The 8,375-nt window shown below is 42.5% G+C and carries 14 protein-coding genes; 5 read left to right on the top strand and 9 right to left on the bottom strand.

The genetic code is table 11. The features are described 5' to 3' along the window. Positions 1 to 54 precede the first annotated feature (54 nt). Positions 55 to 171 carry a photosystem II reaction center protein I gene (locus tag IM515_RS18575; protein ID WP_002732356.1) on the bottom strand — a complete coding sequence of 39 codons (117 nt, stop codon included), beginning with the start codon at positions 169 to 171 and terminating at the stop codon, positions 55 to 57. 423 nt (positions 172 to 594) lie between these two features. Between IM515_RS18575 and rsmI the strand changes: the two genes are divergently transcribed. After that, entirely contained in the window at positions 595 to 1,434 is an 840-nt protein-coding gene (gene rsmI / locus IM515_RS18580; RefSeq protein ID WP_287627123.1) for a 16S rRNA (cytidine(1402)-2'-O)-methyltransferase, read from the top strand. A 36-nt stretch (positions 1,435 to 1,470) separates the two neighbouring features. Here rsmI and IM515_RS18585 read toward each other — a convergent pair whose 3' ends face one another. Together IM515_RS18585 and lptB are read right to left on the bottom strand one after the other, a co-directional pair. Next, the gene (locus IM515_RS18585) at positions 1,471 to 2,640 is read right to left on the bottom strand and encodes an LptF/LptG family permease (RefSeq protein WP_002767546.1); all 1,170 of its coding nucleotides are present in this window, start codon (positions 2,638 to 2,640) and stop codon (positions 1,471 to 1,473) included. Between the two features lie 32 nt (positions 2,641 to 2,672). Then, positions 2,673 to 3,401 (bottom strand): LPS export ABC transporter ATP-binding protein, encoded by a 729-nt coding sequence (gene lptB, locus IM515_RS18590; RefSeq protein WP_002787174.1) that lies wholly within the window; start codon positions 3,399 to 3,401, stop codon positions 2,673 to 2,675. Positions 3,402 to 3,451: 50 nt separating this feature from the next. Here lptB and IM515_RS18595 point away from each other — a divergent pair, with 50 nt between their 5' ends. Beyond that, positions 3,452 to 3,643 (top strand): hypothetical protein, encoded by a 192-nt coding sequence (locus tag IM515_RS18595; RefSeq protein WP_287632707.1) that lies wholly within the window; start codon positions 3,452 to 3,454, stop codon positions 3,641 to 3,643. A gap of 7 nt (positions 3,644 to 3,650) precedes the next feature. Here IM515_RS18595 and IM515_RS18600 read toward each other — a convergent pair whose 3' ends face one another. The 3 genes from IM515_RS18600 to IM515_RS18610 form a co-directional block, all read right to left on the bottom strand. Then, complete coding sequence (locus tag IM515_RS18600; RefSeq protein ID WP_287627124.1) at positions 3,651 to 4,151, bottom strand: LptA/OstA family protein; 501 nt, start codon at positions 4,149 to 4,151, stop codon at positions 3,651 to 3,653. Positions 4,152 to 4,300: 149 nt separating this feature from the next. Next, positions 4,301 to 4,726 carry a DUF309 domain-containing protein gene (locus IM515_RS18605; protein WP_287627125.1) on the bottom strand — a complete coding sequence of 142 codons (426 nt, stop codon included), beginning with the start codon at positions 4,724 to 4,726 and terminating at the stop codon, positions 4,301 to 4,303. A 9-nt stretch (positions 4,727 to 4,735) separates the two neighbouring features. After that, positions 4,736 to 5,095: a ferredoxin thioredoxin reductase catalytic beta subunit gene (locus IM515_RS18610; RefSeq protein WP_002767542.1), complete on the bottom strand. Its 360-nt coding sequence runs from the start codon at positions 5,093 to 5,095 to the stop codon at positions 4,736 to 4,738. A 254-nt stretch (positions 5,096 to 5,349) separates the two neighbouring features. Between IM515_RS18610 and IM515_RS18615 the strand changes: the two genes are divergently transcribed. Together IM515_RS18615 and IM515_RS18620 are read left to right on the top strand one after the other, a co-directional pair. Beyond that, a complete protein-coding gene (locus IM515_RS18615) occupies positions 5,350 to 5,649 on the top strand; it encodes a DUF1816 domain-containing protein (RefSeq protein ID WP_287627126.1) in 300 nt (99 codons plus the stop codon). Continuing rightward, a complete protein-coding gene (locus IM515_RS18620; protein WP_287627127.1) occupies positions 5,618 to 6,265 on the top strand; it encodes a ComF family protein in 648 nt (215 codons plus the stop codon). Before IM515_RS18615 ends, IM515_RS18620 begins: the two co-directional genes overlap by 32 nt. Before the next feature lie 45 nt (positions 6,266 to 6,310). Here the strand turns inward: IM515_RS18620 and psbX are convergent, their stop codons facing one another. Continuing rightward, complete coding sequence (gene psbX, locus IM515_RS18625) at positions 6,311 to 6,430, bottom strand: photosystem II reaction center X protein (protein ID WP_002733679.1); 120 nt, start codon at positions 6,428 to 6,430, stop codon at positions 6,311 to 6,313. A 219-nt stretch (positions 6,431 to 6,649) separates the two neighbouring features. Between psbX and IM515_RS18630 the strand changes: the two genes are divergently transcribed. Beyond that, positions 6,650 to 6,949 carry a hypothetical protein gene (locus tag IM515_RS18630; RefSeq protein ID WP_002767536.1) on the top strand — a complete coding sequence of 100 codons (300 nt, stop codon included), beginning with the start codon at positions 6,650 to 6,652 and terminating at the stop codon, positions 6,947 to 6,949. Positions 6,950 to 6,984: 35 nt separating this feature from the next. Here IM515_RS18630 and IM515_RS18635 read toward each other — a convergent pair whose 3' ends face one another. Next, the gene (locus IM515_RS18635) at positions 6,985 to 7,917 is read right to left on the bottom strand and encodes a DNA adenine methylase (protein WP_002767535.1); all 933 of its coding nucleotides are present in this window, start codon (positions 7,915 to 7,917) and stop codon (positions 6,985 to 6,987) included. A gap of 15 nt (positions 7,918 to 7,932) precedes the next feature. Next, the gene (locus IM515_RS18640) at positions 7,933 to 8,136 is read right to left on the bottom strand and encodes a type II restriction endonuclease (RefSeq protein ID WP_223211813.1); all 204 of its coding nucleotides are present in this window, start codon (positions 8,134 to 8,136) and stop codon (positions 7,933 to 7,935) included. Between the last annotated feature and the right edge of the window lie 239 nt (positions 8,137 to 8,375).

The raw sequence follows: 8,375 nt of genomic DNA on the forward strand, positions 1-8,375 counted from the left end.
TTCAATAACTTGTTCCCTGTGTCTCTACCCTAGAACCAGTTTGATAATTGTCTTCTACTCAAAGTCTTTGCGTCCGGGGTTACGGGTAGGATCGCCGGAAAGGAAGCCAAAGATAAAAAGTAAGACAAAGAAGGAAACAACGATATAAACGGCGATTTTTAGGGTTAACATTACTAAGACGTTCTCCTTAGACTAGATTAATGCAATAACAGGGTTAGCATACCTTGACCTACTTTACCCTATTTGAGTGATCCCTGAACAGAGAAAAGCGATCGGTTCTCAGTTATCAGTTATCAGTTATCAGTTATCAGTTATCAGTGAGCAGTTATCAGTGAGCAGTTATCAGTGATCAGTGATCAGATAAGTGGGTGGGTGGAATTAAATATAAGATGAACGTAGGTTGGGTTGAAGCATGAAACCCAACGCTCGCTCATGTTACGCTACCGCTAACCCATCCTAAAAATAATTGTGCCTCCCTACTTATGAGTTTTTAGTGGACAGTCTGATCAGTGATCGGTTATCAGTCGTCAGCCTACCGTTTACTGGGTACTGATCACTGAAAAGACGACTAAATAGCCTATTTTTAGCCAATTTATGAATAATCTCGGTAAATTATATGTGGTGGGAACGCCGATCGGTAATTTAGACGATCTGACTTTCCGCTCCCTGGCAACCCTCAAAAAAGTCTCTCTAATTGCTGCCGAAGATACCAGACACACCGGCAAATTATTACAGCATTTTGATATTTCAACCCCTCAAATTAGTTACCATGAACATAATCGCCTTTCCCGTCTCGATGAGTTATTAAATATTCTCAGCCAAGGTCAGGATATCGCCTTGGTTACTGATGCGGGAATGCCGGGGATTTCTGACCCGGGTTATGAGTTAATTAAAGCTTGTATAGAAGCTAATATCGAAGTGGTTCCCATCCCCGGAGTAACGGCGGTAATTACTGCTTTAGCGGTGTCGGGATTACCCACGGAAAGATTCTGTTTTGAAGGATTTCTTCCGGGTAAGGCAAAGCTGAGACAAGAGCGCTTAGAGAGTTTAAAAACTGAAACAAGAACGATGGTTTTTTATGAAGCTCCCCACAAACTTATTAAGACTTTGGAGGATTTACGCGAAACTTGTGGACCCACAAGAAAGATAGTTTTAGGTCGGGAATTAACCAAGCTTTACGAAGAAATTTGGCGAGGAACTATCGACGAGGCGATTAATTTATATCGGGAGAATAAAACTCCTAAAGGAGAATTTACGCTCGTAGTTATGGGCAACGATCAGGCCGATAATATCCAATTATCCGACGAGGAATTAAAACAGGAATTAAAACAAATTATAGAACGGGGAGTTAGTCGATCGCAAGCCAGCAGACAATTAGCACAGGTTACTAATTTATCCCGCAGTCGTTTATACAAATTAGCCCTAGAAATTTGATGATTATCAATTTTTATTCCCACCGCTAACCCTCGATTACTTAGCTGATTGAAGTAACAAAATCCCCCCAGCAGTTAATCCTAAAATATTGGGCAACCAAGCGGCCATCAAGGGGGTTAAAACTCCGCCAATACCTAAGGAACTGGTGACAAAAGATAGGAGATAATAGGAGAAAATTAGAACAATACAAATACCGAAACTGGTGGCTTTATTAGAATTTTGGGGACGCAATCCCAAGGCTGCCCCAATCATGCCAAAAACTAAACAAACAAAGGGTAAAGATATTTTCTGCTCGATTTGAACCTGTAGTTTTCTAATTTTGGTGGGATTGCCACTTAATTGCAGTATTTCTAAGTATTCCCGCGCTTGTCTGAGGGTCATTTCTGAACCATCTCGGCCTCGAAAAGCTAAATCTAAAGGGGTACGAGGTAGGGCTAATTGTTGATGTTGAAAGCGGACAATATTACGATAGGAACCATTAGGATCAATTAGATAAATTGTGCCGTTATAAAAATCCCAGATATTTTTTTCAATATTCCAAGAAGCTGATTCTGAGGTAATAATTTGATTAACTTCCGGCTGGGTGCGATCGAGAATGGTTAACCCTAACATTTCTTGACCGTTAAATCTTTCGGCATAAAATAACCTTCTTAATACCGTTTGCGCTTCCCCTCCATCCGGTGGCCGCACTTTGCCGTATTCAGGATAAATAATATTATCTTCAATAAAAGACTTGCGATTTGGTCGCAGAGCTTTCGTCATGGTAGCATTAGCTTCATAACTGGCAGCTGGAGCCACATAATCATTAAAAACGTAGGTTAATCCCGTCACTATTAAACTTAGCACAATGGCGGGAATTATTAGGCGATAAACACTAATTCCAATACTTTTAAAAGCAATTAATTCGCTATCACTGGCTAAACGACTGTAGGCCATTAAAGCTGCTAAAAGTATCGACATGGGAAAGGCTAAAACAATAAACTCTGGCATTTTTAATAAGAGAATTTTTAGGGCCAAAGTAAAAGGTAAACCCGATTCAGTAATCCGTCGCACTAAATCAAATAAAGTCCCGATCGCCACTCCCAAAGAAGTGAATAAACCCATACCAAATAGAAAGGGCAATAATAACTCGACAAAAATATAGCGGTCTAAGATGGTAAATCCGGGTATTCTACTTAAATTTCCTTGCCAATTGCTAACTTTCATGATATAATGTAGCGATTTTTTATTAATAACAATTATCTGAAAAAATTATCACCCAAATAATACTGACGCACCAGAGGATTATTATACAGTTCTTCGCCACTTCCCGCCGCTAAAATCTGCCCTTCGCGCATAATATAAGCCCGATTAGTGATAGCCAAAGTTTCTCGCACATTGTGATCGGTAATTAAAATTCCCATCTGACGATCCCTTAAACCAGCGATCATCGCTTGAATCTCAGATACAGCGATCGGATCTACTCCGGCGAAAGGTTCATCTAATAATAAAAATCTTGGTCCGTTGACTCCCACCGCTAAAGCGCGAGCTAATTCCGTCCTTCTTCTTTCTCCTCCGGAAACGTAAGCGCCTTTAGTGCCAACAATCTTATCGAGGCGAAATTCTTTTAATAAATCATAGAGACGATTTGCCCGTTGGGAAAAGGGAACTCCCGACTGTTCTAGGGCTAACTGAATATTTTCTGATACAGTTAAATAACGAAAAATACTGGCCTGCTGCGTCAGATAGCCAATCCCCAGACGCGCCCTTTGATTAAGGGGTAATTTAGTAATTTCTTTTTGATCGAGCCAAACGCGCCCTTGATTCGGTTTAATTAATCCCGTGGCGATATAAAAAGTTGTGGTTTTCCCCGCACCATTTGGCCCTAATAACCCGACAATTTCCCCCGGGGCAACAGTAATACCCACCCGGTTAACCACGAGCCTTTTACCGTAGGATTTATGGATATTTTCTAATACTAAAGTCATCTTTATCCGGTGTTGGGGTGTGGGGTGTGGGGTGATGGGGAAGTGGGGTGATGGGGAAGTGGGGACGTGGGAAATGGGGAAGTGGGGACGTGGGGAAGTGGGAAATGGGGAAGTGGGGACGTGGGGACGTGGGGACGTGGGAAATGGGGAAGTGGGGACGTGGGGACGTGGGGAAGCTGTCTCATCACCCTATCACCCCAAAACCCTATCACCCTATCTCCTCCCGTCTCGGAGTCTCCTGATTCCCCATCACTGCGGGTTAATAATTGGGGCAGCGGGGAGGGAAGGGGAAGGTAGGGGTGCGGGTGTCGGGGAGGCTGCTGGTTGGGGGGAAGTTTCGTTATCTTTGACTAAATAAATTGACTCCACCTGCTGACTGGTTTGGGGAGTAGCGATAAATCTGCCCTCATCGACTAGATAAGTCATCGTTTCGGCGCGGATACTGTTGCCTTCCTGCAAAACATAAACGTTACCCGTCATCACTAAACGACGTTCGCGGCTAAAATACTGAGCTTGGGCAGAAGTGGCCTGCATTTTGCGGGCAGGGTAGAACACTTGTACGTTACCCCGCGCAGTAATTACCCCCGTTTTTGAGTTTGCCTCCTGAATATCCGATCGCACTGTCATGGCATTACCTGGTACAATATTCTGCTGTGCCTTGACTAGGGGAGAAGTACCTAATCCCATAACTAAGCTAGTAGAAACGAGGGCAACTAGCCATCCTCTGATTTTTGTGTATCTTGCTCTCATAGAAATCTCACCTATAAATAGAGTATTTTATCCCCCCTTTTATCCCCCCTTTTATCCTCCCTTTTATCCCCCCTTGATAAGGGGGGTGCTGACAATTTTTAACATCCACCTACTTAGCGGTAATTGTATTGACTAACTAATCTAGCTGTTTAGAGGACGGGATGACTTTTGAGGATTTTCGGCAGAGAACAGATAGATCGATCGAGGTGGGGATGAGGATGTTCCTGATTGCTTTTCATCGCTTCTAACACTGCCGGTAAAGCTTGGGGATCGAGATTCTGTAAAAAGTTTAATAGATCCAAACTCTCCCCAACCAAGTGCGTCACGTTGATCCCCTCGTAATCGGGTTGATAGTGTTGCAAACGTCTCACCCCTTCTGCCAAAAGAATTACCGCTCCGCGCCAGTTATTATTTTCTAGATGGTAACAAGCGACAGCAATCTGCAAAATGCCTTGATAAAAGGTTTTTTCAGGCTCTGCGGACTCCATCCACAAAGCCTCTAGGGTATCATGACAAGCATAGAATTGCTGGCGATTAAATTCGTCGATTCCTTGCCCAAAAGCGCTGGCTGTCATTACCCTATACTAATGCCCCCTCATCGATTCGCGGACTTCTTGGATATAGTCGAGGGAAATTACCTGTTCTTCCCCGGCAAACTCGTTATCGGGGGTAATAAATAGCATACAGTGACATTCTTTCCGTTCCCGCATCGGTACACAGGGACAATTCCAAAAAGTATTTTTTACCTCCGCTTCTTTGTCTTCGTAGTGACGACAGGGACATAAAGGAGCGCCTAATTCGTCCTTATGACGCGCTAATCCCTCAATTACTACCGCTGTCACCGAGAGATCGCTACAGAAGTAAGTATTTGTACCTCTAGCGTACTGTTCGGCAAACTTCTTCATCGCCTCAAGACTCTTATCTGTGTCTGTGATCTGGCTCATAGTTATCTGATCCCCTTAGCTTTCTACAAAAAAACTTTTTACTATCCTATCTCGATCCGCTTCCCCTTGGGCGAGGAGAATTTTTAGAATCTCTTTCGATTTTGCCACCGATCCCCTTGTTAATCTAATACGATAAAAAGACTCTCTTTGGCCAAAAGCTCGACTTTTTGGCCAGCAAATCGGAATTATAGGGGCAAAGTTCCTCAAACCTATCCTTGATTCCCGCAATCCCTGTCCCCTATCACTACCAGAACATGATTTTATCTTTCTTGCAGACAAATAAAATTTCTGACGATAATACACCTTGGTGGCTGAAAATTACCTCCCTTTATCCCCACTGTACCTACTATTTTGGTCCCTTTGCTTCTTTTGAGGAAGCAGAACAGCATCAGGGGGGTTATCTCCAAGATCTAGAGTCCGAAGGAGCGCAAGGAATCAGTCTTTCGATCGAGCGGAGTAATCCCCATTATTTGACCGTTTTTGACGATGGAAATCAGCATCTAGCTAAAACTTTCGCTTCCCATGCTCGAACCTTTTCTCGCTTTATTTCTTAAGTCTCCCTGTCCTCTCTGTCAACGGCAAAGCGATCGAGAGCTTTGCCGTGATTGTGGGCGACAATTACAGGCCTATCGTCAGAATAACCCGCTTTTTCTCTGGCGTGGTTCTATTCCCCTGTTTATCTGGGGACGCTATGAAGGTAAATTAAAACAGGCGATCGCTAAAATGAAATACGATCGCCATCCCGCTCTCGGCTCTTTGCTAGGCAGTTGCATGGGGGAAACTTGGCTGCTGCGTCCTCCCCTCACCGATAAACGTTTGACGGTGATTCCTATCCCTCTCCATCCAGAAAGGTTAAAGGAAAGGGGTTTTAATCAAGCAGAAGTCATTGGCGAAGGTTTTTGTCGTTTAACCGGTTATCCTCTGGCTAGTCGCGGATTAATTCGGATTAAGAACACGGCAGCTTTATTTAGTATGGCAGCCGAGGAGAGAAAAAAGACGATGCAAGCGGCTTTTCAACTGGGGAAAAATTTACCGAAATCAGTGCCGATTCTCTTAATTGATGATATTTATACCACAGGAACCACGATCGAGGAAGCTGTGCAGGTTTTACGCACAGAGGGATATCGGGTAGTCGGTGCGATCGCTCTTGCCAGTTCCAAAATTAGCTAAAATGCCCAGACGGAATCGGTCTAGGCATTTTAGAGTTAGATTAAATTAAGTCCGTTTGATCTTGTCGTATTGACTGATGAAAATCAAACCGATAGTGGCAGGAATCAGGACGATAACCGCACCTAAAACAAGGCTCCAGAGAAAGTTAGCTAAAGAGGGTGTCATGATAGATAAATCCTTTGTCATATTTTCAAAGACTTAGTTTTTTATCTTATCACCTTGGGCGAGAAGACCCCCAGTTCCACGGCCAGATAAATGCGATCGCAGGTTATTATATGTCTTCAATCGCTGAAAATAAAATCTCCCTTGACTTCTCAAGGAGATGGGGATGTTTGACAATGGGTGATAGTTACAAAAGTTCACACTAGACTGGCAAAGATTTTTATGGCTACTGACGATCGCAAACGGCGCATTCTCGATCATCTCTCCAGAAGTACCACTGGTGCTGACTATATTCCCAAAAAACCGCTGCCAATTGTGGAAACTCCTCCGGTGGTAGCGGAACCCGTGGCAGTGCCGCCGCCGGTAACTCCTTCACCGGAATTAACTGCTAAAGAGCGCAAAAGAAAGATAATGTCCCATCTTTCCATGAGTAGCGAAGATTTTGGCGAAATTACTAGCACTACCCCCCAAGAAAAGCGTAAACGTCAAATTAACGACCATCTGCGCCAAAGCCAAGGATAAATAGTAAGGAGTGAGAATTAGCAACTAGGCATCTTCTAGACTGTTCTCACTCCCTCATTTTCTGCTGTCGATGGGAATAATGACAGTTGTTGCAAATCAGTTTCTCGCTCTGGCAACAAGGGAATGTTAAAGTTAGTAATGAGTGCTTCGGTGATCGGATGACGTAATTTTTCTGTGGAACCAACATGATAAAAATGCTGTTTAGTATAGATATAAAACTGATCAGCACTCCAATTTTTTTTAATTAAAGGATTGCTTCTAAACTGATTACTGTGCCAAGTGGAAAAAATAAACCGACAAGAAATATCCTTTAAAATAGTCACCAAACAATCTTCATCCTCTTCAGACCAAGAGTTAAAATAATCGGCGTGTCTCCCTAAATAAGGAGGATCGAGATAGATCAAATCTGTTTTTTGCCAATCAGATAAAGTCTCTCGAAAGTCAGCAACTTGAAAATTATAATCAGTTTTAATAAGAATATTTTCTATGGCAATAACTTGATTAACTATTTTGGTAATATATGCTTGAGAAAATCGCTCTGATTTATGACAGTAAGGTACGTTAAACTGTCCCTTCCGATTGAATCTCATCACGCCGTTAAAACAGGAGCGATTGAGAAATAAAAAATCTAGAGAATTAGGAGCTTGATTAAATCTTTCTCGTACTTGATAATAATAACTTTCTCCCTGTTCCTTAAGAACTTGACCATTTTCTTGCAAAAAAAGCTTCACAGTTTTACTGGTAATAACTTGATTTTTTAGATTATTATAAAACTGGATAATATGAGTATTTGTGTCCGCAAGTAAAGCCTTTTTCGGATTAATATTAAAGGCCACCACTCCCGATCCAGAAAAGGGTTCTATCCAACGCCCAAAGCTCAGATCAGACACAATATTTTTAACATCTTTTACCAATTTAGTTTTAATTCCTTGACACTTAATCGGTGGCACAAGTGGCGTTAACTTCACTAAACACTCTCCTCATTAACAGTAATTTCTATCCACAGCAAACTTAGCTCCTGTTGGCTCGTGAATAAAGGTCAAATCAGGGTAAAAATTTTGTTGAGATACTAACTCTATCTTTAATTGGTTACATCTAGCAAAATTATCAAATATGGGAAAAAGAAGCAATTCTAGGATTTTAGAGATGATTTTCGTATCAATAGAAGGTAGGTTGGGTTGAAGCATGAAACCCAACGCCCGCTCATGTTACGCTACCGCTAACCCATCCTACAAATAATTGTGCCTCCCTACTCAACTTTTAAGCAGTTTAAATTCAGTACAGCTTAGGGACTTGCGCTTTGATAATGTACCTTTTGGGCGAACGCAGTTCGCCCCTACATTGTGGACAAAATCCGTTACTGTAGGGGCGCAAAGCTTGCGCCCTCCGATCGATCAGGTTTGCTGATCACCCTAAGTAGGGCGAG

Origin of the sequence: Microcystis sp. M44BS1, assembly GCF_020244875.1 — a bacterium.
GTDB lineage: Bacteria > Cyanobacteriota > Cyanobacteriia > Cyanobacteriales > Microcystaceae > Microcystis > Microcystis panniformis.